This is a genomic window from Mycobacterium sp., from assembly GCF_032159775.1.
Taxonomy (GTDB): domain Bacteria; phylum Actinomycetota; class Actinomycetes; order Mycobacteriales; family Mycobacteriaceae; genus Mycobacterium.
This window is the reverse complement of the sequence record NZ_JAVHWK010000125.1, coordinates 65443-89598: the sequence shown is the minus strand read 5'-3', so window position 1 is coordinate 89598 and position 24156 is coordinate 65443. Positions and strand designations below refer to the sequence as shown.

The window sequence follows — 24156 nt, the reverse complement described above, 5'->3', positions numbered from 1 at the left end:
CGACCGAGATCCGCGGCCGCGCCGACCCCGAACTCGCAGCGCTGCTGGATGCGGCGTTCGCCAAATGGGCCGCACCGGGCATGTGCAACCCTGACGACGACAACCCGTGTGTCGACGGCGAACCCAGCCAGCAGGCACGCACCGGTGACGTGCGCACGACCGGGCAGCGCAACCACGACGCGCTCAAAGCGGTGCTGCGGGCGATGTTGGCGTCGGGACAGTTAGGCAGCCACAAAGGCCTCCCCGTCACCATGGTCGTCACCACCACGCTCAAAGAGTTGCAGTCCGGCAGCGGGCACGCCGTCACTGGCGGCGGCACCCTGCTACCGATGTCCGAGGTGATCCGGCAAGCCGCCGCGGCGCAGCAGTACCTGGCCGTGTTCGACGACCACACCAACGAAGCGCTGTATTTAGGCCGCGCCAAACGGCTGGCGTCCAAGGCGCAACGCATCGTGCTCTACGCCCGCGATCGCGGCTGCACGTTCCCCGGCTGCACCGCCCCGGCCTATCACAGCGAAGTACACCACCGCACCGCCGACTGGGCCGCGGGCGGACTCACCAATATCAACGACCTGACGCTGGCGTGCGGCCCGCACAACCGCCGCGTCACATCCGGCGGCTGGACCACCCGCACACGCAAAGACGGCCGCACCCAATGGATCCCACCACCCCGCCTCGACACCGGCCAAGCGCGCGTCAACAACTACCACCACCCGCAGCGCTACCTCATCCCCGACGAGCGCGACGGCGACAGCGACGGCGACATCAACAGTTAGTCATCGGCGCTCCGGCTTGCGCTTCAACATCCACGCGGGTATCCAATGCGTGACCGACCGCCGTTTGGGGCCGTAGGCGATGGCGTAGGTGACCAATCCCCACCAATGGCCCTGCTCGCAGATGCCCCAGCAGGTCAGCCGGCCGTCGACGACCGAGTGCATCTGCAGACCGGCGGGGTTGTAGCCGCCGGGGCTGTGCGGCTCGCGGGGAAACAGCGCGGCGAGGTCGACGAGGACAGCCATCGGCGGCTCGACGGGCCGAAAGGCTTGTTGCACGGGTTGACCGTTATAGCCGATGGACTGCAGCTCGCCCACCGTTCGATCATACGTTCGAACGGACTATCCTGGAACCTGATGTACATACCCCGCAAATTCGCGCTGACCGACGAGCAGACCGCTGCGGCGCTCGCGGCGGCCGACTTCGCGCAACTGGTCAGCCACGGTCCATCGGGTCTGTTGGTGACACCGCTGCCGCTGATCTACCGCCCGTCCAGCCACTCGCTCATCGGCCATGTCTCCCGGGCCAACCCGCACTGGCGCGCCGACGGCGCTGAGTCGGTTGCGATCTTCGCCGGCCCCGACACATACATCTCGCCCAACTTCTACGCGACCAAGACAGAGACCGGCAAGGTCGTGCCGACCTGGAACTACGAAGTCCTCAATGTCTACGGCCGCCTGGTGGTGCACGACGATCCCGACTGGGTTCTCGACCTGGTCACCGAGCTGACGAACCGGCATGAGGGCGGCCGCTCCGAGCCCTGGCAGGTTACCGACGCACCGGAGTCGTACACGCAGTCGCAGCTGCGCGGCATCGTCGGAGTCGAGGTCGACATCGCCAAAGTCGAAGGCAAGTCGAAGATGTCGCAGAACCAGCCCGACCGCAACCGCGCCGGTGTGGTCGCCGGGCTGAGGGAGTCCGAAGCCCCGCGTGATCAGCTCGTCGCCGACCGTGTCGCCGCCCTCGATGACGGCAGCACGAAAGCGAACGGTCGCCGATAACCCAGCCCGATCAGCCGTGAGCGCCTGATCGCGTCGATGTCCGTAGGCCGTATCTCGCCCGATGACGGCTCATAGCACTGCAACGTCTGCCCGTCGACACCGACGATCAACACCCAGTGCCTCGGTATGAACCGGCCGACCAACATCGCGACGGGCCACCCTGCCTGTGCGTAGTACTGCACGTCGGACAGCCGGTCGCGCCGGCCGCGGAACGGCCGCCACCGGTACCGGACGCCGCGCACCCCGGTTCGCGTGGAGAGCGCGCGGGCGACGCCCATCGGGGTGGTGCCCAGCAATCGCGGCCACACCCGGTTCATCTCGGTATGGACCCGCAGCTGTTCGTCGTCGAACCAGCTGCGTGGAGATTCGGTCAGCGCCGTTCGATAATCCGGATCCACCAGCGCGCCGGCCACCACCGCGACGCTCGGGCCACATGTGGTGGAGTCGCGTTGCCGAAGCCGAAGGTCCGAGAGTTTCATGGATCCCCGAGCAGCTCCTCACCGCGCTCGCGCAACTCCACCTTCCTCACCTTGCCCGTCACGGTCATCGGGAACTCGTCGATGACCTGGACGTACCTTGGAATCTTGTTGTGCGCGATCCTGCCTGCGCAGAACGCACTCAGGCTGTCGGGGGTCGGGGCGTCGGCACCCTCCTTGATCCGTAGCCAGACCATCAGTTCCTCGCCGAACTTCTCGTCGGCCACTCCCACCACCTGTGCGTCGACGATGTCGGGGTGGCTGTACAGAAACTCCTCGATCTCGCGGGGATAGATGTTCTCGCCGCCGCGGATCACCATGTCCTTGATTCGACCGGTGATCGCAAGGTAGCCGTCGTCGTCCATCACCCCGATGTCACCCGTGTGCATCCAGCCATCGGCGTCGATCGCCTCGTCGGTCTTCTCGGGGTCGTCCCAGTAGCCGGCCATCACGCTGTAGCCACGGGTGCACAGTTCACCCGGCGTACCGCGCTCCACCGGCGCGCCGTCGTCATCAATGACCTGCACCTCCAGGTGCGGCCCGACGCGCCCGACCGTCGTGACCCGTCGGGTCAGGCTGTCGCTCGGCAAGGTCTGCGTGGACACCGGCGACGTCTCGGTCATGCCGTAACAGATCGCCACCTCCGTCATGTGCATCCGGTCGATGACGTTGCGCATCACGTGCTCCGGGCAGGTCGACCCGGCCATGATCCCGGTCCGCAATGTGCTCAGGTCGAACCTGTCGAAGTCGGGCAGCCCGAGCTCCGCGATGAACATCGTCGGAACTCCATACAGCGATGTACAGCGTTGTGCCGCAACTGCTTTCAGGCTTGCTTCCGGGTCGAACCCTGGCGCGGGAATCACCATCGCGGCACCATGCGTCGTGCACGCCAGGTTCCCCATCACCATCCCGAAGCAATGATAGAAGGGCACTGGGATGCAGACCCTGTCCTGCTCGGTGTACTCGAGCAGCTCGCCGACGAAGTACCCGTTGTTGAGGATGTTCGTGTGGGTCAGCGTGGCGCCCTTGGGAAATCCGGTGGTGCCCGACGTGTACTGGATGTTTATCGGATCGCTTGGCGCCAGCTGGGACTGCACCCGCGCCAACGCGTCTGTGTCGACTCCTGTGTCGGCGATCTCCTGCCACGGCTCCCAGCCGACGATGATCACGTCGTTGAGCGCGGGGCACCGCCCCCGCACACTGCCCAGCATCGCCACGTAGTCGGAGCTCTTGAACTCAGCCGCTGCGAACACGGTGCACATCGACGCCTTGTTGAGGGCGTACTCGAGTTCGTCGACTCGATACGCGGGGTTGATGTTGACCAGGATCGCGCCGACCTGCGCGGTGGCGTACTGGATCATCGTCCACTCGGCGCTGTTCGGTGACCAGATGCCGATCCGGTCCCCCGGCTTGGTGCCGCGGTCCAGCAGTGCTGTGGCGATCCGTTGGGTCGCTTCGTGGAATTCCCGATAGGTCCAGCGCCGGCCCGTCGCGCATTCGACAAGCGCCTCGCGGTCGGCGAACGCTTCGGTCGTTCGGGCGAGGTTGTCGCCGATCGTCTCGTCGAGAAGCGGCGGGCTGGTGGCTCCTGCGTCGTGGGACAGCATGCGACGAGCTCCTCCCGCCGTGGATTTTCGGCCATCGCTGGGTACTCCGACACCGTAGATCGGACGACGAGGGGGACGGTGGGGAATGTCAATCCTGGACACGGCGACGAACTCATGAGCTTCGACATGACGCCGACCGCCGCGCAGCACGATCTGGCCCGGCGCACGCACGAATTCGCCGAGCAGTGCGTCCGGCCGGTGGCCGCTGACTACGACGCGCGGCAAGAGTTCCCCTGGCCCATTTTGGAGGAGGCGGCTGGCCGAGGTTTCTACAGCCCGCTGTTCTACCGCGACCTCATCGGCGATCCGACCGGGCTGTCGCTGCCGATGTTCATGGAGGAGCTGTTCTGGGGGTGCGCGGGCATCGGTCTGGCGATCGTGATGCCCGCCTTGGCGCTGTCGGCGATCGGGCAGGCAGCGTCCCCGGAGCAGATGCTGGATTGGGCGCCGGAATGTTTCGGCAGCCCAGGCGATCTCAAGCTCGCCGCGCTCGCGATCTCCGAACCGGAGGGCGGCAGTGACGTGCGCAATCTGCGCACCCGGGCCAAGCGGGACGGTGACGACTGGATCATCGACGGCCACAAGATGTGGATCGGCAACGGCGGCATCGCCAACGTTCATGTGGTCAACGCCGTCGTCGACGAAGAACTCGGTCACCGGGGCCAGGCCCTGTTCATCGTGCCCGGCGGCACGCCAGGGCTGGAGATGGTGCGCAAGCTGGACAAGCTCGGCTGCCGGGCGTCGCACACCGCCGAGCTGAAGTTCAACGCGGTCCGGGTGCCCGGCGGCAACCTGCTCGGCGGAGACGAGAAGCTGCAGCACAAGTTGGCCCGTGCGCGCGAGGCGGTCGAAGGCGGCAGGCATTCAGGGTCCGCGACAATGGGCACATTCGAGCAGACGCGACCGATGGTGGCCGCGCAGGCGCTCGGAATTGCAAGGGCGGCAATGGAATACGCGACCGAGTATGCCAACCGTCGCGAGGCGTTCGGCGCCCCCATCATCGACAACCAGGGCATCGCCTTCCCGCTTGCCGACCTTGCCACCGCGATCGACGCCGCACGGCTGCTCACCTGGCGCGCATCCTGGATGGCCGCCACCGGCGTGCCGATGGAGCGCGGGGAGGGGTCGATGTCGAAGCTGGCCGCAAGCGAGGTCGCGGTCCGGACCACCGAACGCGCGATTCAGACGATGGGCGGCTGGGGCTACATCAAGGACCATCCGGTAGAGAAGTGGTACCGGGACGCCAAGCTGTACACGATTTTCGAGGGCACCAGCGAGATCCAGCGCGTCGTGATCTCCAACGCGCTCGGCGCCGCCGATGGGAAGCCGCCGCTGCACGTCGACCTCGAACCCACCGGTGGCCCGCTGAACCGCTGGTTCGGCCGCGGCACCCCGGCCCGCACCCAGGTGGCCAACTCCGCCCTCGAGATGAGGGAGCGCATTCCGCAGCCGATCATGGCGCTGGCCATGAAGGTGCTGAAGCCGCCCAAGAAGTAGCAATTCTGACGCCCGCGTAGGTTTTTTCTCGTGTTCGGCGGGCACGCCAACTTCAGAAGTGACATGAGGAGGGCTTTCATGCGAGCGGTCACCTGGCAGGCCAGGCGGAAGGTCACGGTCGAAACGATTCCCGACCCGATCATCAAGGAACCGACCGACGCGATCATCAAGGTCACCAGCACCAACATCTGCGGTTCCGACCTCCACCTGTACGAAGTTCTCGGCGCGTTCATGACGCCGGGCGACGTGCTCGGTCACGAGGCGATGGGCGTTGTCGAGGAGGTCGGCAGCCAGGCAGGCGATCTCAAGGTCGGCGATCGAGTGGTGATTCCGTTCAACATCTCCTGTGGACACTGCTTCATGTGCGGCGAGGGTCTGCAAAGCCAGTGTGAGACAACGCAGAACCGCGAACAGGGCACCGGTGCGGCGCTGTTCGGCTACTCGAAGCTGTACGGCGAGGTACCCGGAGGACAGGCCGAATATCTGCGCGTGCCTCAGGCTCAGTACACCCACATCAAGGTGCCGCAGGACGGACCCGACGAGCGCTACGTCTACCTGTCCGATGTGCTGCCGACGGCGTGGCAGGCAGTCGAGTACGCGGACGTACCGCCCGGCGGCACCCTGGTGATCCTGGGCATGGGACCGATCGGCTCGATGGCGTGCCGGGTCGCCCACCACCGCACCGACTGTCGAGTCATCGGTGTCGACATCGTTCCCGAACGCCTGCAGCGAGCGCGGGAGATGTGCAGCGACGTCATCGACATGAACCTCGACGACCCCGTCGAGGTGGTGCGCGACTCCACCGACGGACGGGGCGCCGACGCGGTGATCGACGCGGTTGGCATGGAGGCACACGGCTCACCCATCGCGACCGCCGCCCAGACCGCGGCGGGATTCCTTCCGCCGCCGATGGCCCGGGTGATGATGAAGAACGCAGGCGTGGACCGATTGGCCGCGCTGAACACCGCGATCGCGGTGGTCCGTCGCGGCGGCACCATCTCGCTGTCCGGTGTCTACGGCGGCGCGGCCGACCCGATCAACATGATGACGTTGTTCGACAAGCAGATACAGCTCCGGATGGGTCAGGCCAACGTCAAGCGGTGGGTGCCCGACATCCTGCCGTTGCTGACCGATGACGATCCACTGGGCACCGAGTCCTTCGCCACGCACCGGTTACCGCTGATCGCGGCGCCCGAAGCTTACGAGAAGTTCCAGAAGAAGCAGGACGGCATGATCAAGGTGGTACTGACGCCCTGAGGTTGAAGCGCCGATGCTCGGGTACTTCTCCGCTATGGATCAATCCGAGGCACCGATCCTGGACGCACTGGTCGAATACCGGAATGCCAACCGCTACGGGTTCACCCCGCCCGCCCATCGGCAGGGCCGCGGCGTCGATGACCGGGTGCTGTCGGTGCTGGGACGCCAGCCGTTCGAGGACGACCTGCTCGCCAGCGGCGGACTCGATGATCGCCGGACCCGCGGTAAATACCTGCAGCGCGCGGAGGACCTGATGGCCGAGGCCGTCGGCGCCGACGCCGCATTCTTTTCGACGTGCGGCAGCTCGTTATCCGTTAAGGCGGCCATGATGGCGGTGGCCGGCGGAGCCGAGGGCGGCCTGCTGGTCAGCCGGGACAGCCACAAGTCCATTGTCGCGGGCGTCATCTTCTCCGGAGTGCAGCCGCGATGGGTCACCCCGCGTTGGGACGCCGAGAGGCACATCTCGCATCCGCCGTCGCCCGACGACGTGGAACAGGCGTGGAAGCTCTACCCCGACGCGGCAGGTGCGCTGATCGTCAGTCCGAGCCCTTACGGCACGTGCGCGGATCTGAAGACCATCGCCGACATCTGCCACGACCGCGGCAAGCCGTTGATCGTCGACGAGGCATGGGGTGCGCACCTGCCGTTCCACGAGGATCTGCCGACCTGGGCGATGGACGCGGGCGCCGACGTCTGCGTGGTCAGCGTTCACAAAATGGGGGCGGGTTTCGAGCAGGGTTCGGTGTTCCACCTGCAGGGCGACCTGGTCGACCAGGCCAAGTTGTCGGCATGCGCCGACCTGCTGATGACGACGAGTCCCAACGTGATGGTCTACGCGGCGATCGACGGTTGGCGCCGTCAGATGGTCGAGCACGGCCATGACCTGCTCGGCGCGGCACTGGATCTCGCGGGAAACGTGCGTCAGACGCTCGAGTCGATCGCGGATATCGAGGTGCTCGACGACGAACTGCTCGGGGTGGAGGCCAGCCACGACCTCGATCGCCTTCAGGTGCTGATGGACCTGTCGGCGAGCGGGACGTCGGGCTACCAGGCGGCCGACTGGCTCCGCGAGAACAAACACGTCGACCTCGGCATGTCCGACCACCGGCGCATCCTGGCAACGCTGTCGTTCGCCGACGACACGTCAACCACCGACCGACTGATCGATGCGATGACGGCCTGGCGGCAGGCCGCCGCGGATTTCGATCCGCCGCCCCAGATCCGCCTGCCCTCACCCGACGAAATCCAGCTTGAGTCGGTACAACTGCCCCGCGACGCGTTTTTCGGTCAGGTGGAAATGGTTGCCGCGAGCCAGGCCTGCGGCCGGATCGCCGCCGAGCAGATCACGCCCTATCCGCCCGGCGTCCCCGCCGTCGTGCCGGGCGAGCGGCTCGACGACGCCGTCATCGACTACCTGCGCACGGGTCTCGCAGCGGGCATGACGCTGCCCGACCCGGCAGACCCGTCACTCGAAAAATTTCGGGTGGTGGCATGAAAGTATCCGGTACCCCTGGTTTCGTTCGGGGGGGATCTGGCAACATTACCGACCGGTAAGAAGTTTCCTCCGATACGCACCAGGTGGGGCAGATGACGGGTTCGACGGAGATTACGTACACGGCTGCGGCAGGCACCGAGGGTGGTGGCGCAGCACTCGACCAGATAATCGGCATGACGGTGGTGGCCGTGGTCATCGGCGCACTGCTGTGCTGGCTCGGCTACCTGCATCGCACGCGCAAGATCACCTGGGTCAACAACGTCGCCGAATACGCAGGCCGCAAGTTCAAGCGGCCGCCGTGGGTGGCGGTGCCGATGGCGCTGTTCATCACGACGCTCATCTGCGCCCTGTTCGGCTTCATCTGGGACGTCAGCCTGCACATCGGAAAGGGCCGCGACCCCGGACCGTTGGCCAACCCGGCGCACTACTTCATTCTGGTCGGACTCTTCCTGCTGTTCGTCGCGGGCTGCGCGGCGATCATCCTGCCGTATGAGAAGCCGGGCCCGTTCGCGGTCCGAATCACCAAGGATTGGTACGCGCCGGTCGGCGGTTTCCTGATGGCCGGCTGCGGCCTGTACGCGCTGACCGGCTTCCCACTCGATGACGTGTGGCACCGCATCTTCGGTCAGGACGTCACGTTGTGGGGGCCGACCCACCTGATGATGATCGGCGGCGCCGGGTTCTCGACGATCTCTGCGCTGCTCCTCGAATACGAGGGCGATCGGGCGATGGGCGCCGACAAGCCCAAGGACGGCGTCTTCCTCAAATCCATCAGGTATCTCGGCTTCGGCGGCATCATCATCGGCCTATCGGTATTCCAGATCGAGTTCGACTTCGGCGTCCCGCAGTTCCGTCAGGTCTTCGAGCCGATGCTGATTGCCGCGGCAGGCGCGTTCGGCCTTGTCGCAGCCCGAATGATGCTCGGCCGCTTCGCCGCGATTCTGGCGGCGCTGTTCGCGATCGCGCTGCGCGGCCTCGTCGCGCTCGTCGTCGGCCCGATCCTCGGCGCCCCGATCAACTGGTTCGCGCTGTATCTCGGCGCGGCCGTGATGGTCGAACTCGTCGCCCTCACTCCGCTGTTCAGGCGGCCCATCCTCTTCGGACTCGTCAGCGGTCTTCTGGTCAGCACCGTCGGGCTGTGGCTGGAATCCTTCTGGGTCGACGCCGTCTACCACTACCCGTGGCCGTCGAGCATCTGGCCCGAGGCGCTCTTGATGGCCGTACCGGTCGCCGTGCTCACCGGCGCATGCGGCGCGATGCTCGGCATGGTGCTCACTGACCAACGGCTGCCAAGCCGCGCGATCGGCATCGGATTGGTCGCGTTGACCGTCCTGGTCATCGGCGGCGCCACCGCCAATGGGCTGCGCTACGAAGTACCGCAGAACGCGACCGCCACCATGACTCTGACGGAGGCACCTGGCTCGGCTCCCGACAAGCGCATGGTGACCGCAGACGTCCGGATCAACCCGCCCGGTTTGATCAGCGAAGACGCGAACTGGGTGTCGGTGTTGGGCTGGCAGGGCGGGCTGGCCAACGAGCGCGGCATGTTCGTCGATCGGCTGGAGCGGCTCGGTCCCGGCCACTACCGCTCCACGCAGCCGATGCCGGTTTACGGCAAGTGGAAGACGCTGCTGCGTGTGCACGACGGGCGCATTTTCACCGCCGTGCCGATCTTCCTGGCCGGCGATCCGGGTATCGGCGCGCCCGAGATACCGGCACAGGCCACGATGACGCGCCCGTTCGTCCCCGAGATCACCATCCTGCAGCGCGAGCGCAATCCCGATACGCCCGTGGTGCTATGGACCATCGGCGGCCTGATAGTGCTCGTCTGCACGCTGATCATGATCGGCGGGCTCACCTGGGGCGCCGGCCGTATCAACAGGAGAGAGCCCACCGATTCGAAGACGGAGTTGCAACCATCGGCGCAGGCATGACGACCGACGCCGACGTGGTCATCCTGGCCGACCACTCGCTACTGCTCGCCATCCCGGCCTTCGTCCCGGCGTTCATCGTGGCGGGAGTTGTCGCCTACATCGCGATGAAGGACCGGCGGAACAGAGACGGGTCTCACAGTGAAGGGACAGAATCGACCAGCCAAGATAGTTGATCGTGACTTCCATTCAGAGCGATAAACGACTCCTTGCCGCGCTCGCCGCAGGCGCCCTGCTGATCGCCGGTTGCGGCGGAGGCGGCTCCGAGGGGGCGCAGAGTTCGTCGGGCCAGCCGTCGGCGTCGACGGTCAGCCCGTCGGACATGCAGAACGAACAGGCGCCTCCTGACCGCCTGCTCATCGACGTCACCATCAAAGGCGGCGAGATCAACCCGACCAACGCGCAACTCGAGGCCAAGACGAACGAGCCCATCGTCGTGAAAGTCAACAGCGACGTGGCCGACGAACTCCACGTGCATTCCACGCCGGACCATACGTTCAAGATCGAAGCAAAGCCGGGCCAGCAGTTCCAGTTCTCGGTTGACGTGCCCGGCAAGGTGGACATCGAACTGCACCACCTGGAGAAGACGATCGCGACCGTGCAAGTCCAGCCGTGACCGACGGACCCGTCGTGGTGCTGGCGCACGGCCTCGGCGGGTCTTCGGATCTGCCGATCCCCTACACCTACGCCCTCATCGGGGCGGCCTGGGCGCTCACCTTCACGTTCGGCGTGGTTGCGCTGGCGTGGCGTCGGCCGCGATTCGATCCGGACAAACCCGGTCGCGCGCTGCCGCAGTGGGTGACGACGGCGGTCGATGCGCCCGCCACCCGGTGGATGCTTGCCGCGGCCGGTCTGCTCTTCGCCGCGTGGGTGGCGATGGCCGCGATGTTCGGCACGGCCGACGGAAACCCGCTGCCCGGCGTGTTCTACGTGCTGATGTGGGTCGGGCTGGTGGCGGCTTCGCTGGCGGTCGGACCGATCTGGCGAGCGGTCTCGCCGGTGCGCACGGTGTACAGGCTGCTCCGGATGGCGCGCCTGCGTGACGGTCGCGGCTATCCCCGACCCCTCGGCTACTGGCCCGCCGCGTTCGGTCTGTTCGCCTTCGTGTGGCTGGAGCTCGCCAGTCCCGACCCCGGTTCGTTGGGCTCGATCAAGCTGTGGCTGTGGGTGTACATCGTTATCACCCTGACGGGGGCAATCGTCAGCGGAGACAAGTGGTTCGGCCGCGCCGACCCGTTCGAGGTGTACAGCGTCGTGGCATCCCGCTTCTCGCCCATGCGCCGCAACCCGCAGAGCGGGCGCATCGAGATCGGGAATCCGTTCAACCATCTGCCGACACTGCCGATCCGGCCGGGCACTGTCACGGTGCTCGCGGTGTTGCTGGGCTCCACCGCGTTCGACAGCTTCTCGGCGATGCCGGTGTGGCGCAACTTCGTCGACCGGCAAACCGAATCCGCGGCCGCCGCAATGATCCTGCGCACCGCGGGATTGCTGGTGTTCATCACCGTTGTCGTCGTCACGTTCTGGCTCGCGGCGCGAGCCACCGGCGGCGTCGACAAGCGCACCCGGCGCGGGCTACCGGGCGTGATGGCGCACTCGCTGATTCCGATCGTGCTCGGATACGTGTTCGCGCACTATCTGTCCTACCTCATCGAGCGCGGTCAGCAGACCGTCATCGACCTGGCCGACCCGCTCGGCCGCGGCTGGAACCTGTTGGGCCTCGGCAACGCCGAAGTGAATTACGTTCTGTCGCTCCATCCTTCGGTCCTGGCCACCATCAAGGTGTGCTGCGTCGTCAGTGGACACGTTGCCGGGGTGATCGCCGCACACGACCGCGCACTGAAGGTGCTGCCGACGGGATATCAGCTGACCGGTCAGCTCGCGATGATGCTGGTGATGGTCGGCTACACCTTCACCGGTCTCTATCTACTTTTCGGTGGATGAGGCGTCGTAAGGTTGGCCGCATGCGGGCGCTCTTGATCGTCGACGTGCAGAACGACTTCTGCGAAGGCGGCTCACTCGAAGTGGTCGGCGGCCAGTTGGTGGCCCATGCGATCAGCGAATTCCTCTCTACACCTCGGGGTTACGACCACATCGTGGCGACAAAGGACTTCCACATCGATCCCGGCGATCACTTCTCCGACGATCCCGACTTCGCCGGGTCGTGGCCGCGGCACTGCGTAGTCGGAACGGCGGGCGCCGACTTCCATCCGGAGTTCGACCACTCTGCGGTGCAGGCCGTCTTCACCAAGGGCCGCTATGCGGCGGCCTACAGCGGCTTCGAGGGCATCGACGAATCCGGCACAACGTTGGCGGACTGGCTTGTCGAACGCGGGGTCGACGCGGTCGACATCGTGGGCATCGCCATCGACTACTGCGTATTGGCCACCGCAACCGACGCGGCCGCGAAGGGCTTCGCCACCCGCGTGCTTCTCGAGCTGACGGCAGGCGTGGCGCGCGAGTCCAGCACCAAGGCCGTCGAGGACATGCGCGCAGCCGGTGTCGATGTCGTCGGCTCGGCGGCCTGACGCTATCTACCGGTCCACCTCGGCGGCCTGCGCTCGGTGAACGCGCGCACACCCTCCTTGGCGTCGTCGTGCCGCATCAGCGCGAGATGTATCTCCGTCTCGCGCGCACCCACCGCAGCACGGTCGAGATCAAACGAGTCCCACAGCAGCCGCTTGCTGGCGGCCACCGCGGCGGGGGCCGCGTTCTGCGCGATGTCGCGTGCGACCTCCTGGACGGCAGGCAGCACATCGTCGGCGTTGGACAGCCCGACCAGGCGCGGGAGAACCCAGTGCGAGTAGGCGTCGCCGACCATGCCGAGGCGCACCTGCACGACGCCGTACTGCGCGTCGGCGGCGAAGAACCGGACATCGCACTGCAGGGCCAGCGTCAGACCCAGCCCGATCGCGTGCCCGTTCACCGCGGCGATCACCGGCTTGCTGACGGTCCACGCCTGCACGTCGACGCCCGCCGCCGAGAACGTCGGCCCCGGCTCGGTGAAGTGTCTGCTCGCCCGCCGCTAGATCGGCGCCCGCACAGAAGGCAGGCGGCGCACCGGTCAACACGACGACGCGCACCGCGTCGGCCCGGTCGCACCACAAGTACGCGTCTGCCAGCTCCTCGCGCATCCCGTCGCCGACGGCGTTGGCGCGGTGCGGCCGATTCAGCGTGATAGTTGCCACACCGGCGTCGGCGTCCAGGCGCACGGTCCGCTAGGAGGGCAGGTCGGGTGGGTTGAGCAAACGATCTATCTCCGCTCGGTGGGGTCGGCGATTTTGGTTGTGATGCTGCCCCACTGGGCATCCCCGTATCGTCTCGTTGGTCCCGTCAATTTTGGAGTGTGTTCGTTGACCCAAGCCGCCACCCCGCAGTCCGCCGCGCCGGAGATCTGGCCTGGCAAGGCGTATCCGCTTGGCGCCACCTTCGACGGCTTCGGCACCAACTTCGCGGTGTTCAGCGAGGCTGCCGAGAAGGTCGAGCTGTGCCTCTTCGACGCCGACGACGCCGAGACGCGGCTGACACTGCCCGAGGTCGACGGGTTCGTGTGGCACGCGTTCATCCCCGGCATTCAACCGGGTCAGCGCTACGGCTACCGGGTGCACGGCCCGTACGATCCGTCGGCCGGTCACCGGTGCAATCCGAACAAACTGGTGCTCTGCCCCTATTCGAAGGCGATCGACGGCACCTTCGACTGGAACCAGTCCCTGTTCGGGTACAACTTCGGCGATCCGGACAGCCGCAACGACGACGACTCGGCGGCGAGCATGCCCAAGTCGGTGGTCATCAATCCGTACTTCGACTGGGGAGTGGACCGTCCGCCGGGTCACGAGTACGCCGACTCGGTCATCTACGAGGCGCACGTCAAGGGCCTCACCCAGACCCACCCCGGCATCCCGGAGAACATCCGCGGCACCTACGCCGCGATCGGTCACCCCGCGATGATCGACCATCTCAAGTCCCTCGGCGTGACGGCGATCGAGCTGATGCCGGTGCACCACTTCGCCAACGACTCGACGCTGATCGACAAGGGGCTGAGCAACTACTGGGGTTACAACACCATCGGGTTCCTGGCGCCCGACCCCAAGTACAGCAGCAACCGGACGCCAGGCGGGCAGGTGCAGGAGTTCAAGGCGATGGTGCGCGCGCTGCACGAGGCCAGCATCGAGGTGATCCTTGACGTCGTCTACAACCACACCGCCGAGGGCAACCACATGGGGCCGACGCTGTCGATGCGGGGCATCGACAATGCTGCCTACTACCGGCTCGTCGACGACGACAAGCGCTACTACATGGACTACACCGGCACCGGCAACAGCCTCAATGTCGGACACCCGCACTCGCTTCAGCTGATCATGGACTCGCTGCGCTACTGGGTGACCGAGATGCACGTCGACGGGTTCCGCTTCGACCTCGCTTCGACGCTGGCGCGTGAGTTCTACGACGTCGACAAGCTGGCGACGTTCTTCGAACTCGTGCAACAGGATCCGACCGTCAGCCAGGTGAAGCTGATCGCGGAGCCCTGGGACGTCGGGCCGGGCGGCTATCAGGTCGGCGGTTTCCCGCCGCAGTGGACTGAGTGGAACGGCAAGTACCGCGACACCGTCCGCGACTACTGGCGTGGCGAGCCTGCCACCCTCGATGAGTTCGCGTCCCGGCTCACCGGCTCGGCCGACCTGTACGAGAACACCGCACGCAGGCCGGTGGCGTCGATCAACTTCGTCATTGCACACGACGGCTTTACGCTGCGTGATCTGGTGTCCTACAACGAGAAACGCAATGACGCCAACGGCGAGGACAACAACGACGGCGAGAGCCACAACCGGTCGTGGAACTGCGGCGTGGAGGGACCCACCGACGATCCCGAGGTCAACGCGCTGCGGTCACGCCAGCAGCGCAACTTCCTGACCACGATGCTGCTGTCGCAGGGCGTGCCGATGATCGCGCACGGCGACGAGCTGGGCCGAACGCAGCAGGGCAACAACAACGTCTACTGCCAGGACAACGAGCTGTCCTGGATCGACTGGAGCACCGCCGACGAGGGGCTGATCGAGTTCACCCGGTCGGTGTCGGCGCTCCGTGCCGCGCACCCGGTGTTCCGCAGGCAGCGCTTCTTCAGCGGACGGCCGGTGCGGCAAAAGGGTGGTGCCAGGCTGCCCGACATCGCATGGTTGGCGCCCGATGGGAACGAGATGACCGACCAGGACTGGGACAGCGGATTCGCTAAATCGCTCGGGGTCTACCTCAACGGCTACGGCATCCCCGGCCTCGATGTGCGCGGCCAGCGGATCACCGACGACTCCTTCGTGTTGTTCTTCAACGCCCATCACGAGCCGATTGACTTCACGTTGCCGCCGAACGAGTTCGGCGAATCGTGGATTCCGGTGATCTACACCGCAGACGACTCGAACGAGGAGTCCAAGCCGTACGACGCGGCGGCGACGGTCACCATTGAGGCGCGCTCAGTGATGGTGCTGCAGGCTCACTCGGCCTAGATCACGCGACCTGGATCACTCGACGACGTCGTAGAACGAATCGCCGTCCTCGGGCGTCCCGTCGATCTGTCCGCGCTCGCGACCATGCCGCTCCGGATCGAGGTGGTCCACCGCGTCGTCGGATATCGACTCGGTCTCCCGCACGGTGTCGTCGGCGTCGCGTAGATCGATATCCGACGGCTTGACGTCGGGTTCCTCATCCGCCAGTCGCTCGTCGAGGGACTCGTCGTCGCGGGCATCGATCCACTTCTCCGGTGGGTCCACCACCTCGTCGCCGTCGTCATTGCGCACCTCGTCGGAGTCGAGTGCCTCTTCGGGAGTCAGTGGGAATTCATCTGAGGTGTCGCTGGTCATGCAATCCATGTTGCCCGACGGCGGATACGGCGCAACAGCGGCCGTCCGCATCGGCCGTCGGAATGGTTGCTGACGGGAAACAATCGCGACGTCGCGGACGGTGGTTCGGACCGCGGCGCCTGCGCCTCTTTCGTTGACCCAAATCAGCCGAAAACGTTGCCCATACCAGGCAGTATGGTACGGTTTAGCAGCTGAAGCAGCCGTGGTCGCGTAACCGGCACCGAGGGGTGCCGCCGGCCGGGCGGGCTGGATGTAGAAGCCGAAGAGCGGCGGTGACTACCGGCGGCCACGGTTGCAACAGCACCTCTGGGCGGAACTCCTTACCGCTGCTAATTTTCACAGGCGTCACGTTGCTGGTAGTCGTATGCTGCCCTGCATGACCCCGCCGCGCGGCGCCGGACGCCGGCTTTCGGTCGACGACTGGATTCAGGCCGGTTTCGCGCTCCTCGCCGAGGGCGGCCCGAATGCGCTGCGCGTCGACCGACTCTGCGAGCGGCTCGGCGTCACCAAGGGCAGCTTCTACTGGCATTTCGCCGATCTGCCCGCCTACCGCACCGCACTGGTCGAAGCCTGGGGAAATCTGCACGACCAGGACCGCCTGCGGTTTGCGAACACGGCCGGCGTCGAACCGCGGGAACGCCTGAAAACCATGATGCAGGCGTTGATGGGTCCCACGCTTTATGCCCTGGAACGCGCCATGAGGGTCTGGGCACTGACCGACGAAACCGTCGCCGACGGCGTGCGAAGAAGCGATATGCAGGTGCTCGGCGCCGTGCATCAGGTGTTCGTCGACGCGGGCTTCGACGAGCAGGACGCGCTGGTTCGAGCGGTTACGTTCTTCGCGGCAGGCATGGGTTTCCTGCACGGGTTCGACATCGAACGTCCGCCCGACGGCGAGGACCTGTTCCTGGACTTCATGTTCCGGCCCTAGCCCGAGGGCTTGAGGCCGGTCTTGGCGTCGAGGTACTGCAGCAGGTCGTGGGCGGCCAGCTCGATGTCCTTGTGGCGCCACTCCGAAGCGCGATAGACGCAGGCGATCAGGCCCGTGCGGTGGATCCGGCGCAGGTCGCCGTAGACGAACGCGTACCGGGCCTTGGTTTCGTCGTTGGCCCCTTCGGTGAGGCCGAGGTGCCACTGTGCGTATTCCTCCCAGGTGTGGTTCTTCAAGAAGGTGTTCTGCGCGTCCGCGTTGGGCGCCACATTCCCCCAGTCGCTGTCGAGGACGTACTGCTTGGCATCGATCAGCTTGTGCGCCTTGGTCACCGCTGACGTGTTCACCGTGTAGGAAGCCATGCCCGTGGTTACCCGTTATGCCACCGCCACCTGCTCGCGGGCCATCACCTCTGCCGCCGCACGTTCTCCCGAGCGCACGGCCCCGTCAACCCAGCCGCACATGACCGCCGAACTCTCCGTCCCCGCCCAGTGGATGCGGCCGCACGGCTCGCGCAGCGCCGGTCCGAACTCGGTGAGCACGCCCGGCGGCGCGTGGCTGATCATGCCACCACCCGAATAGCATTCGATCGTCCAGTTCTGCTCGATGAAATCGACCGGTGACCCCGCTTCGACGCCGAAGCGGTCGGTCAGCTCGGCCAGGATCAGCCTGCGGCGCTCCACGGCGTCGAGCGCGCACATGTCGCGTGCGGTCGGCCCTTCGACGATCACGCAGAGCACGCCCGGCGTGCCGGTGTCGGTGCACGCGTCGATGGTCACCGGCGCAGGCGTCCCAGGTGCGGCGGATTGGCCGGACAGGCCGTTCGATCGCCAGAACGGCGCGTCGTAGACGACGTTGATCTTGTATACGGCACCGCTCGGCATTCGTTGGTGCAACAGCGCTCTGTTGACGGGAAGCATTGGGTCGTAAAGGATTTGGCTGGCTATGGCGATCGGAACCGCAACGATCACGCGGCGCGCCGTCACCGTCATGTCATCCGTTCGCACCGTCACGCCTTCGTCGTCCTGCTCGATCCGCCGCACCGGCGCAGACAGACGCAACGCGTCGCCTATCGTTGCGGCCATCGGCCCGTACACCGCACCCATGCCGCCGACGATGCGCGAGTCCTGGGAGCCGCCCTCAACGCCGAACACGAACTGGGGTCCGCCGCCGGACGCCATCTGATGTAGCGCGAACAAGAGCGAGACCTCTGAGGTGTCACTGGTGTAGGTGCCGCCGATGGCCGTCTCGAGCAGGTCGCGGGCGGGTAGAGACCGGACGTGGTGGTCGAGCCACTGCCCCACGCTGATCCTGTCCCACTTATCGGCTTTTCTGGCGTTCCACGGCTCCTCCAGCGGAACCGTCTTGCACATCTTGCCCAGCTCGAGCATCGCGGTGCCCAGGTTGACGGTCGCCAGCGGATTCAACGTCCGCGGCACGGTGCCCCGGTAACGGAATTGTTTGCCGCCGAGCACCATCATCGACTCGCCGCCCGCGTACTGCTTGTAGCTCGGCACGTCGAACTCGTTCATCAGCGCATGGATGCGGTCCTGTCCCGGCCCGACCCAGGCACCGCCGCGGTCGATCCACGTCCCGTCGGCGTGGAGTTCGGTGAACGTGCGCCCGCCGACCCTGTCCCGGGCTTCCAGTACCGCGACCGACCGCCCGGCCTGCTCCAGCCGCAACGCGGCGGTCAGGCCGGCGAACCCGGCACCGACTACACAAACATCCACGTCAACCATGATCGGATGGTCCACCCCGGGCGTGCCGCGCGGAGCCTTTTGGCAAATTTTTACGTGCTCGTCAGCTGACGATGCGCGCGATCGACCGCAGCGGGATGGGCAGCCACGTCGGGCGGTGCCGCGCCTCGTAGGACGCTTCGTACACCGCCTTGTCCAGTTCGTAACCGGCAAGCAGCGCGGCGGAATCTCGCGGATCGGCGCCGGCCTGCGCGGCATAGCCCTCGCAGAACGCGGCGCTGTTGCGGTTCACCCACTCCCGGGCCCGCGCGGCCAACTGTCGGGTGCGGTCGTCGTCGGAGGACTGTTCCATCAGCCGTTGGTAGGCGGCGTACTCGAACGAGCGCAGCACGCCCGCCACGTCTCGCGCCGTCGAGTCGGGCCGTCTGCGGTCTTCGAGCGGCTGTCCCGGCTCGCCCTCGAAGTCGATCAGCAGCCACCGTTCCGGCGTGCGCAGCACCTGCCCCAGGTGCAGATCGCCGTGCACACGCTGAACGGTGATGGTGTCCTCGCTCAGCTTGCGGTAGCGCTCCTCGATCAGTGGAACGTACTGCTCCAGATCGGGCACAGCCGCCGCCGCGGACGCCAACCGCTCCAGCACGGCGTCAGTCGGGAAGGGAGTCGTCGACGTGCCGAGTTCGTCGGCGAGCGTGGCGTGCACCGAGGCGACAGCCTCACCGAGCCGGTAGGACTCACCGGCGAAGTCGCCACCCACCTCGTCGGCATACAGGTCGCCCTCGGCGAATAGATCGCGCGTGCTCGCCGTGGCCATGTCCCAGCCCTCGGCGGAGTTGGCTGCGAATTCGGTGACCATCCCGAGCGCGTACGGCTCGTCGTCGAGCTTCGTTTCGTACGAACCGAGCAGCCGGGCCACATGGGGGTTGCCTGCCCGCGCCAGCACCCGGTTCAGCTCGATGTCGGGGTTGACGCCGGGAGTGACACGACGGAACACCTTGAAGACGGCCTGTTCCTCGAACACCACGCTGGTGTTGCTCTGCTCTGCGCTCGCCACCCGCGGCGCGGCGTCCAGTGGCAAGGTGACGTCAGGCTCCCTGCCGAAGCGCAAGTCACCAAAGCTCGCTTCCGAATCAGCAAGCGACAGAAGGTATTTGGCGTCTGCGGGATTGTAGAGCGCATCGTAGGCGACGCGGTCGCCGTCCGCCCCGATGGTCGCCAGTTCGAGGTACTCGTCGATGGGACTCGAGCGTGACGTCTGCGCTTCGGCGGCCCCGGTGTCCCATCGCACGATCACCTGATACCGATCGGTCGATCCGTCGCGGTAGTCGATGTCGAGCAGCACTATGTCGAGATCCTCGCGAAGCGCGACGACCTGTGCGGGTCGGGCGGTGGCCAGTTCGCGTGTGCGGCCCGCATACCAGCGCTGCTCAGGCAGCCACTCCGACCACGGCAGGTTCGCGACGCCGCTCATAACCGCTCCTCGGATGGCCGCAACTCGAACCAGTAGAACCCGTGCCCCGGCAGGGTGAGCAGATACGGCAGCTGGCCGATGGACGGGAACTCGACGTGCCCGGTCATCTCGACGGGCGTGTAGCCGGTCCAGTGCTGCAGGTTCAGCTCGATCGGCTGCGGGAAACGGGACAGATTGTTCACGCACAGCGCGACGTCTTTGCGGCCGTCCTCTTCCAGCTCGCGCACGTACGTCAGCACAGACGGGTTGGACCCACCGAGTTCACGGAATGTCCCGGTCGCGAACGCCTCATGCCGACGGCGCACGGCCAGCATGGTTCGGGTCCAGTTGAGCAGCGACGACGAACTGTCCATTTGCGCTTCGACATTCACCGACTGGTAGCCGTATATCGGATCCTGGTTCGGCGGCAGGTACAGCTGCCCGGGGTTGGCCTTCGAGAAGCCGGCGTTGCGGTCGGGGGTCCACTGCATCGGCGTGCGCACACCGTCGCGGTCGCCGAGCCAGATGATGTCGCCCATGCCGATCTCGTCGCCGTAATACAGCACCGGCGAACCCGGCAATGAAAGTAGAAGTGCGGTGAACAGTTCTATTTGATTTCGGTCATTTTCCAGCAAGGGGGCGAGCCGCCGACGAATTCCGACGTTCGCCTTCATTCGCGGATCCTTGGCGTACTCGGAGTACATGTAGTCACGCTCTTCGTCGGTGACCATCTCCAAAGTCAATTCGTCGTGGTTGCGCAGGAAGATTCCCCAGTGCGCCATGTCGGGGATCGGCGGCGTCTGCGCGAGTATCTCCGAGATCGGGAACCGCGACTCCCGGCGGACCGCCATGAATATGCGCGGCATCAGCGGGAAGTGAAATGCCATGTGGCATTCGTCGCCGCCGGTGTCGGGGTCACCGAAGTACTCGACAACATCGGCGGGCCACTGGTTGGCCTCTGCCAACAGCACCCGGCCGGGGAACTCGTCGTCGATCACCTTTCGGCAGTGCTTGAGGAAGGCGTGCGTCTCGGGAAGGTTCTCGCAGTTGGTCCCCTCCCGTTCGAACAGATAGGGAACGGCGTCCAACCGGAAGCCGTCGATGCCGAGATCGAGCCAGAACCGCAGCACGTCGATCATCGCTTCCTGGACGGCAGGGTTGTCGTAGTTGAGGTCGGGTTGGTGGGAGAAGAACCGGTGCCAGTAGAACTGCTTGCGCACCGGATCGAAGGTCCAGTTCGACTCCTCGGTGTCGACGAAGATGATCCTGGCGTCGGCGTACTTCTGGCTGGTGTCGCTCCACACGAAGTAGTCGCCGTAGGGCCCGGCGGGGTTGCGGCGCGACTCCTGGAACCACTCGTGGGAGTCCGACGTGTGGTTCATCACGAGATCGGTGATCACGCGGATGCCGCGGCGGTGCGCAGCGTCGAGCAGCGCCACGAAATCCTCGACGGTGCCGAACTCCGGCAACACCTTGTAGAAGTCGCGGATGTCGTAGCCACCGTCACGCAACGGCGAGTCATAGAACGGCGGCAACCAGAGGCAGTCGACCCCAAGCCATTTCAGATAGTCGAGCTTCTCGATCAAACCGCGCAGATCGCCCGCGCCGTCGGCGCTGTCGTCGTAGAACGCCCGCACCAGCACCTCGTAGAACACCGCCCGTTTGAACCAGGTGCGGTCTTCGGGCAGCGCGGCGGCATGGTCGAAGTCGTCGGCGGTCGGGTGTTCCACCACGCCGCCTTCGACGTGGCTGCCCTCTGTCGGGTCGTGGTCGACCAATTCGTCGACTTGGCTTCGCGCATCAAGTGGAGCGTCCATCGACCTTCAAACCTACCCACCCGCGACCGAGTTGAATCTGCTGCGCGTGTCGCGACGGCAATGAGCAAAGCGACGGCTGCGATGGTGTAAAGGAGCGGTTGAAACCCGCGCCGAACCGGGATACCGTTTCGGCGACCTTTGTTCCCATTGCCGGGTGGCATCGGTCTTCATCAATTCTTCGACGAATCGAGTGGCGCGTGGTTGAGCCTAATGATGGTGAAGCTCCTGTAATCGTTGGTTTGTCCGATGCGGCCATGCACATGTATGCCGCGGCGATCGACGCCCTGCCCGATCCCGGCGATCCCGATTTCGCGGACCGGGCAAGCGTGATCCTTTCCGGCTTACGCAAACTTCAGGACTCCCTGGCCGATGCCGCGAGCCGTAGTCGCGTGACTCCGTCCGTCATCGTCGCTCTCAGCGGTGTGCGCAGTCGCTACGACGATCTGATGGCCACCGCGGCCAACGGGCCCGGCGCGACGCTGGGCCAGCGCCTCTACATCGCGCGCGGTCGGGCGAAGCTGTCCACCAAGGAAGCGGCCAACGGTGTGGGGCTGCGCAAAGACCTGATCGAGGCCGTCGAAGCCGAAGAGCCGGTGCTCGAGGACGAGGCGTCGAGAATCAAGGATCTGATCGCCGCCCTCGGCGGCTGACCCCCGAAGCGACCATCGGACCGGTGCGCTCGCGTTGTGCGACGCACCAACAGGTACCGGCACACCTGAAGTCGGTGGGCTAAAGAAGATTGGCGCCGCGATGCCCGAGGCGCCATGACGTCATCGTCGCCAGGGACGACCCCGCGAGAACCTTTTGATGGTGCTGGCACCGCCGGACATGTTCGGCGAGCTGTCGGTTCTCGATCCAGGCCCGCAGCCGTGGAACGAACGCAGTTGCTCGCGTGGATCGACGAACATCCCGTGATCGCCGAGCGGCTGCTGCGGCTGCTGGCCAAAGAACTCTCGGGCTGGCGCAACGATTCGGGATCCCGGAGAACGGCGCGATGAACAAGGCACTTTCGGACTTCCGCGACAGGGGATGGCTGCGCGTGGACGGCAAGAGCGTGCTGATCTCGGATTCCGAACGTCTGGCGCGCCGGGCGCACTGACGGCTGCCTACGGCAGGTAGCGCGCGGCGCCGCCGGCCCGGATCATCCTGCCCGCGCTGGCCTGGCGATAGCCGATGACTCCACCACCGAGGGTCATCAGCAGGATGCCTGCGACGCCGGGCAGGGCCGCGCCGGCCAGCTGCGGAAGGGCGGGGCGGCGCAGGTAGTCGGTGTATCCCTGTCGCGGCGCTTGACCCGACATCGCCTTGACGGTGCCGACGGGGGCTTGTTGGCGCGGGCCTGCCGTCCGGACGCCGCCGGCGGTCGGCCCGTCGACGCCCTTGGTGCCGCGGGCAGCGGCCGTGCCGACACCCGAGGCAGACGTCCCCGCGGGCGGGAACGACGGGAACCGCGCAGCGGCCGGGGGCACCACCGGCGCGGCGACGACGGGCGCCGACAACACAGGTGCTCCAACGAAACCGGTGCCCTGATAGTCGCTTCCGCCTGCGACGCCGCCGGACGCATCGAGAACCGGTTCCGGCGCGGGGGCCTCGGGCGCCGGGCCGCGGAAGGCAGGCCTGGGCACGACCTCGGGCTCGGGCTCCGGCGTTGGCTGACTGACGACCTGCTGGCGCCGGGAAATGATGATGGTCGCATTCCACCAGCCACTACCGCCGCGGCGCACCTCGAGCAGGTAGTAGAGGAACGGATACTCGATGACCTGCTGCCTGGCCGGTGCGGGCTCGGGCGCCGCCGCAACCGCGGCGTTGTCGGTGACCACGACACTGTCGGCGAGTTCGCTCCCGCCGGCGGCTTCGACGTTGGTGACCAGGTCGACACCCGCGGGCTCGGTGCCGTTGGTGCCGGGCGGTGTTCCTTCGGGGTCGGTCGCGTCATCGGCGTCCGCGAATATGGTCGCCCCGTTTGATTCGCTGGCTATGGAACTGCTGTCAGTTGCAGAACCGATCGTGGCCTGTGGAGCGCTTCGCGCCGAACTGCCCGCCCGCATCCGATGTTCGCTGAAGATCCGACGAATGATGTGCGACAGCGCCGGGTGCTCGTTAGTGACGGCTTTGCTAGATTGTTCGTCGCTGGGACGGTGGCCAGCGCCGCCCGGGTCGGCCACCGCGATCCCGGCGGCGCTATCGCTAAGTAATAGGACGCCAACGAGCAGGCCGGCACACGCCGCGACGCGCAAAACCGACACCCCCATCGACTCCTCATTTCTGATGAAAAGTTGCTGATTAGGCGTTTATCGTGGGGTGGATTCTCGCACACTTCTGCCATCGATCGGTGGATTCTCTGCTTGCTGGGAAGCGGCTGTAGACCGCG

The 24156-nt window shown here is 66.1% G+C and carries 23 protein-coding genes and 2 pseudogenes; 14 read left to right on the top strand and 11 right to left on the bottom strand.

Features of this window, described 5'->3' with window-relative positions; genetic code table 11:
- Positions 1 to 776 (top strand): HNH endonuclease signature motif containing protein (locus QOJ24_RS15855; RefSeq protein ID WP_526262797.1); only part of this gene is annotated, 776 nt, incomplete at its 5' end.
- Here QOJ24_RS15855 and QOJ24_RS15850 read toward each other — a convergent pair.
- A complete protein-coding gene (locus QOJ24_RS15850; RefSeq protein WP_526262795.1) occupies positions 777 to 1091 on the bottom strand; it encodes a hypothetical protein in 315 nt (104 codons plus the stop codon).
- A 39-nt stretch (positions 1092 to 1130) separates the two neighbouring features.
- Here QOJ24_RS15850 and QOJ24_RS15845 point away from each other — a divergent pair, with 39 nt between their 5' ends.
- Complete coding sequence (locus QOJ24_RS15845; protein ID WP_526262793.1) at positions 1131 to 1775, top strand: FMN-binding negative transcriptional regulator; 645 nt, start codon at positions 1131 to 1133, stop codon at positions 1773 to 1775.
- On the opposite strand, the gene QOJ24_RS15840 is transcribed toward QOJ24_RS15845, so the two are convergent.
- Both QOJ24_RS15840 and QOJ24_RS15835 read right to left on the bottom strand, forming a co-directional pair.
- Complete coding sequence (locus QOJ24_RS15840; RefSeq protein ID WP_526262791.1) at positions 1709 to 2254, bottom strand: hypothetical protein; 546 nt, start codon at positions 2252 to 2254, stop codon at positions 1709 to 1711. The genes QOJ24_RS15845 and QOJ24_RS15840 overlap by 67 nt on opposite strands.
- The gene (locus QOJ24_RS15835) at positions 2251 to 3858 is read right to left on the bottom strand and encodes an AMP-binding protein (protein WP_526262789.1); all 1608 of its coding nucleotides are present in this window, start codon (positions 3856 to 3858) and stop codon (positions 2251 to 2253) included. Before QOJ24_RS15835 ends, QOJ24_RS15840 begins: the two co-directional genes overlap by 4 nt.
- A gap of 114 nt (positions 3859 to 3972) precedes the next feature.
- Here QOJ24_RS15835 and QOJ24_RS15830 point away from each other — a divergent pair, with 114 nt between their 5' ends.
- The 8 genes from QOJ24_RS15830 (at position 3973) to QOJ24_RS15795 (ending at position 12566) form a co-directional block, all read left to right on the top strand.
- Positions 3973 to 5355: an acyl-CoA dehydrogenase family protein gene (locus QOJ24_RS15830; protein ID WP_526262817.1), complete on the top strand. Its 1383-nt coding sequence runs from the start codon at positions 3973 to 3975 to the stop codon at positions 5353 to 5355.
- A 78-nt stretch (positions 5356 to 5433) separates the two neighbouring features.
- Positions 5434 to 6612: a zinc-dependent alcohol dehydrogenase gene (locus QOJ24_RS15825; protein WP_526262787.1), complete on the top strand. Its 1179-nt coding sequence runs from the start codon at positions 5434 to 5436 to the stop codon at positions 6610 to 6612.
- A gap of 34 nt (positions 6613 to 6646) precedes the next feature.
- Positions 6647 to 8107, top strand: coding sequence for an aminotransferase class I/II-fold pyridoxal phosphate-dependent enzyme (locus QOJ24_RS15820; RefSeq protein WP_526262785.1), 1461 nt, complete (start codon positions 6647 to 6649; stop codon positions 8105 to 8107).
- A gap of 92 nt (positions 8108 to 8199) precedes the next feature.
- Positions 8200 to 10041 carry a hypothetical protein gene (locus tag QOJ24_RS15815; protein WP_526262784.1) on the top strand — a complete coding sequence of 614 codons (1842 nt, stop codon included), beginning with the start codon at positions 8200 to 8202 and terminating at the stop codon, positions 10039 to 10041.
- Positions 10038 to 10214, top strand: coding sequence for a hypothetical protein (locus tag QOJ24_RS15810; RefSeq protein ID WP_526262782.1), 177 nt, complete (start codon positions 10038 to 10040; stop codon positions 10212 to 10214). Before QOJ24_RS15815 ends, QOJ24_RS15810 begins: the two co-directional genes overlap by 4 nt.
- A gap of 11 nt (positions 10215 to 10225) precedes the next feature.
- Positions 10226 to 10654 (top strand): hypothetical protein, encoded by a 429-nt coding sequence (locus QOJ24_RS15805; RefSeq protein WP_526262815.1) that lies wholly within the window; start codon positions 10226 to 10228, stop codon positions 10652 to 10654.
- Positions 10651 to 11982 (top strand): hypothetical protein, encoded by a 1332-nt coding sequence (locus QOJ24_RS15800; protein ID WP_526262780.1) that lies wholly within the window; start codon positions 10651 to 10653, stop codon positions 11980 to 11982. Before QOJ24_RS15805 ends, QOJ24_RS15800 begins: the two co-directional genes overlap by 4 nt.
- Before the next feature lie 20 nt (positions 11983 to 12002).
- Positions 12003 to 12566, top strand: a complete 564-nt coding sequence (locus QOJ24_RS15795) for an isochorismatase family protein (RefSeq protein ID WP_526262778.1) — start codon at positions 12003 to 12005, stop codon at positions 12564 to 12566.
- 2 nt (positions 12567 to 12568) lie between these two features.
- Here the strand turns inward: QOJ24_RS15795 and QOJ24_RS15790 are convergent, their stop codons facing one another.
- Together QOJ24_RS15790 and QOJ24_RS15785 are read right to left on the bottom strand one after the other, a co-directional pair.
- Complete coding sequence (locus QOJ24_RS15790; RefSeq protein WP_526262776.1) at positions 12569 to 13003, bottom strand: enoyl-CoA hydratase/isomerase family protein; 435 nt, start codon at positions 13001 to 13003, stop codon at positions 12569 to 12571.
- 103 nt (positions 13004 to 13106) lie between these two features.
- Positions 13107 to 13226, bottom strand: a pseudogene (locus QOJ24_RS15785) (crotonase); the annotation flags it as partial.
- Positions 13227 to 13391: 165 nt separating this feature from the next.
- Here QOJ24_RS15785 and glgX point away from each other — a divergent pair.
- Entirely contained in the window at positions 13392 to 15536 is a 2145-nt protein-coding gene (gene glgX, locus QOJ24_RS15780; protein WP_526262774.1) for a glycogen debranching protein GlgX, read from the top strand.
- Positions 15537 to 15551: 15 nt separating this feature from the next.
- On the opposite strand, the gene QOJ24_RS15775 is transcribed toward glgX, so the two are convergent.
- The gene (locus tag QOJ24_RS15775) at positions 15552 to 15899 is read right to left on the bottom strand and encodes a hypothetical protein (RefSeq protein WP_526262813.1); all 348 of its coding nucleotides are present in this window, start codon (positions 15897 to 15899) and stop codon (positions 15552 to 15554) included.
- A 367-nt stretch (positions 15900 to 16266) separates the two neighbouring features.
- Between QOJ24_RS15775 and QOJ24_RS15770 the strand changes: the two genes are divergently transcribed.
- The gene (locus QOJ24_RS15770) at positions 16267 to 16821 is read left to right on the top strand and encodes a TetR/AcrR family transcriptional regulator (RefSeq protein WP_526262772.1); all 555 of its coding nucleotides are present in this window, start codon (positions 16267 to 16269) and stop codon (positions 16819 to 16821) included.
- Here the strand turns inward: QOJ24_RS15770 and QOJ24_RS15765 are convergent.
- The 4 genes from QOJ24_RS15765 to treS form a co-directional block, all read right to left on the bottom strand.
- Positions 16818 to 17183 carry a hypothetical protein gene (locus QOJ24_RS15765; protein WP_526262770.1) on the bottom strand — a complete coding sequence of 122 codons (366 nt, stop codon included), beginning with the start codon at positions 17181 to 17183 and terminating at the stop codon, positions 16818 to 16820. The genes QOJ24_RS15770 and QOJ24_RS15765 overlap by 4 nt on opposite strands.
- A 15-nt stretch (positions 17184 to 17198) precedes the next feature.
- Positions 17199 to 18563 carry a flavin monoamine oxidase family protein gene (locus QOJ24_RS15760; RefSeq protein WP_526262768.1) on the bottom strand — a complete coding sequence of 455 codons (1365 nt, stop codon included), beginning with the start codon at positions 18561 to 18563 and terminating at the stop codon, positions 17199 to 17201.
- Between the two features lie 61 nt (positions 18564 to 18624).
- Positions 18625 to 19989: a maltokinase N-terminal cap-like domain-containing protein gene (locus QOJ24_RS15755; protein WP_526262766.1), complete on the bottom strand. Its 1365-nt coding sequence runs from the start codon at positions 19987 to 19989 to the stop codon at positions 18625 to 18627.
- Positions 19986 to 21785, bottom strand: a complete 1800-nt coding sequence (gene treS / locus QOJ24_RS15750; RefSeq protein WP_526262764.1) for a maltose alpha-D-glucosyltransferase — start codon at positions 21783 to 21785, stop codon at positions 19986 to 19988. Before treS ends, QOJ24_RS15755 begins: the two co-directional genes overlap by 4 nt.
- A gap of 260 nt (positions 21786 to 22045) precedes the next feature.
- Here treS and QOJ24_RS15745 point away from each other — a divergent pair, with 260 nt between their 5' ends.
- Together QOJ24_RS15745 and QOJ24_RS15740 are read left to right on the top strand one after the other, a co-directional pair.
- Positions 22046 to 22435, top strand: a complete 390-nt coding sequence (locus tag QOJ24_RS15745; RefSeq protein WP_526262811.1) for a hypothetical protein — start codon at positions 22046 to 22048, stop codon at positions 22433 to 22435.
- 124 nt (positions 22436 to 22559) lie between these two features.
- A pseudogene (locus QOJ24_RS15740) lies at positions 22560 to 22884 on the top strand (cyclic nucleotide-binding domain-containing protein); the annotation flags it as partial.
- A gap of 7 nt (positions 22885 to 22891) precedes the next feature.
- Here the strand turns inward: QOJ24_RS15740 and QOJ24_RS15735 are convergent.
- Complete coding sequence (locus tag QOJ24_RS15735) at positions 22892 to 24037, bottom strand: hypothetical protein (RefSeq protein WP_526262762.1); 1146 nt, start codon at positions 24035 to 24037, stop codon at positions 22892 to 22894.
- Positions 24038 to 24156 lie beyond the last annotated feature (119 nt).

Coding starts and splice junctions, on each gene's coding strand:
- QOJ24_RS15845 (WP_526262793.1), top strand. CDS start 1,131: ATGTACATACCCCGCAAATTCGCGCTGACCGACGAGCAGACCGCTGCG.
- QOJ24_RS15840 (WP_526262791.1), bottom strand. CDS start 2,254: ATGAAACTCTCGGACCTTCGGCTTCGGCAACGCGACTCCACCACATGT.
- QOJ24_RS15835 (WP_526262789.1), bottom strand. CDS start 3,858: ATGCTGTCCCACGACGCAGGAGCCACCAGCCCGCCGCTTCTCGACGAG.
- QOJ24_RS15830 (WP_526262817.1), top strand. CDS start 3,973: ATGAGCTTCGACATGACGCCGACCGCCGCGCAGCACGATCTGGCCCGG.
- QOJ24_RS15825 (WP_526262787.1), top strand. CDS start 5,434: ATGCGAGCGGTCACCTGGCAGGCCAGGCGGAAGGTCACGGTCGAAACG.
- QOJ24_RS15820 (WP_526262785.1), top strand. CDS start 6,647: ATGGATCAATCCGAGGCACCGATCCTGGACGCACTGGTCGAATACCGG.
- QOJ24_RS15815 (WP_526262784.1), top strand. CDS start 8,200: ATGACGGGTTCGACGGAGATTACGTACACGGCTGCGGCAGGCACCGAG.
- QOJ24_RS15810 (WP_526262782.1), top strand. CDS start 10,038: ATGACGACCGACGCCGACGTGGTCATCCTGGCCGACCACTCGCTACTG.
- QOJ24_RS15795 (WP_526262778.1), top strand. CDS start 12,003: ATGCGGGCGCTCTTGATCGTCGACGTGCAGAACGACTTCTGCGAAGGC.
- QOJ24_RS15775 (WP_526262813.1), bottom strand. CDS start 15,899: ATGGATTGCATGACCAGCGACACCTCAGATGAATTCCCACTGACTCCC.
- QOJ24_RS15770 (WP_526262772.1), top strand. CDS start 16,267: ATGACCCCGCCGCGCGGCGCCGGACGCCGGCTTTCGGTCGACGACTGG.
- QOJ24_RS15765 (WP_526262770.1), bottom strand. CDS start 17,183: ATGGCTTCCTACACGGTGAACACGTCAGCGGTGACCAAGGCGCACAAG.
- QOJ24_RS15760 (WP_526262768.1), bottom strand. CDS start 18,563: ATGGTTGACGTGGATGTTTGTGTAGTCGGTGCCGGGTTCGCCGGCCTG.
- QOJ24_RS15755 (WP_526262766.1), bottom strand. CDS start 19,989: ATGAGCGGCGTCGCGAACCTGCCGTGGTCGGAGTGGCTGCCTGAGCAG.
- treS (WP_526262764.1), bottom strand. CDS start 21,785: ATGGACGCTCCACTTGATGCGCGAAGCCAAGTCGACGAATTGGTCGAC.
- QOJ24_RS15745 (WP_526262811.1), top strand. CDS start 22,046: ATGTATGCCGCGGCGATCGACGCCCTGCCCGATCCCGGCGATCCCGAT.
- QOJ24_RS15735 (WP_526262762.1), bottom strand. CDS start 24,037: ATGGGGGTGTCGGTTTTGCGCGTCGCGGCGTGTGCCGGCCTGCTCGTT.